We start from the raw sequence: 1,060 nt of genomic DNA, 5'->3' as shown, positions 1-1,060 counted from the left end.
AAAGGCGAGCAACCTACTGAATTATTGCCATTTGTGGGTAATGAACGCCAGAATATGCCTAACGGATTAATGTACAGTGTGAAAGATTACATTGTGCTTGTAGAGGATACTGGACGGATTATTCGTGATGACAAGCGTGGCGCAATAACTATAAGTAGTCAGCATATTCTTGACCGATTAAACATACCAGCAGAAAACTGGTTAACAATCACCACCGAGTTTGAGGCATTATTTAAAGGCGCGGTTGGCTCACTGCCAGCACTGACTGACTATTGTCAACATGTCGACCGTAAACGACGACCAAGCGCTGCTAACTGTCAAAAATGGCTGAGCGCCTAGCCTTACCTATCTGATTTAATTAGTTAATCTTTCATTCTTGATAGTCATCAAGTTTTTCGGCTGTGTTCAATTCATACAAATAATAGATAAACGACCAAGTTGGGACTTTTTTGTATATCAGTGCTGAATTTGGTTGGTTAATCGCCCTTTAATCTATCAAGCCATACATTAGAATTGAGTCGTGTTGCTTATATTAATTATGGGTGGCATGTTTACTTTAACCAGTCAGCATATTCTTGACCGATTAAACATACCAGCAGAAAACTGGTTAACAATCACCACCGAGTTTGAGGCATTATTTAAAGGCGCGGTTGGCTCACTGCCAGCACTGACTGACTATTGTCAACATGTCGACCGTAAACGACGACCAAGCGCTGCTAACTGTCAAAAATGGCTGAGCGCCTAGCCTTACCTATCTGATTTAATCACTTAATCTTTCATTCTTGATAGTCATCAAGTTTTTCGGCTGTGTTCAATTCATACAAATAATAGATAAACGACCAAGTTGGGACTTTTTTGTATATCAGTGCTGAATTTGGTTGGCTATTCGCGCGTTAATCTATCAAGCCATACATTAGAATTGAGTCGTGTTGCTTATATTAATTATGGGTGGCATGTTAGTTCTTTAATGGGTGGCATGTTAGTTCTTACTAAATGAATTTGAATTACAAACAGTCAATGATTGTATAACCCAGTATAGACAGCGCTTAATTGATATCAG

1 protein-coding gene and 1 pseudogene are annotated in these 1,060 nt (G+C 39.2%); both read left to right on the top strand.

Translation table 11 applies throughout. The annotated features are described in order from the left end of the window. A pseudogene (locus G3R48_RS17065) lies at positions 1–339 on the top strand (transposase); the annotation flags it as partial. A gap of 208 nt (positions 340–547) precedes the next feature. After that, positions 548–745: a hypothetical protein gene (locus tag G3R48_RS17060; RefSeq protein WP_228497525.1), complete on the top strand. Its 198-nt coding sequence runs from the start codon at positions 548–550 to the stop codon at positions 743–745. The last annotated feature ends 315 nt before the right edge of the window (positions 746–1,060 follow it).

This window comes from Shewanella intestini (assembly GCF_018221465.1).
Taxonomy (GTDB): domain Bacteria; phylum Pseudomonadota; class Gammaproteobacteria; order Enterobacterales; family Shewanellaceae; genus Shewanella; species Shewanella intestini.
The sequence above is the reverse complement of the archived record's forward strand: the minus strand, read 5'-3'. Positions and strand labels throughout refer to the sequence as shown.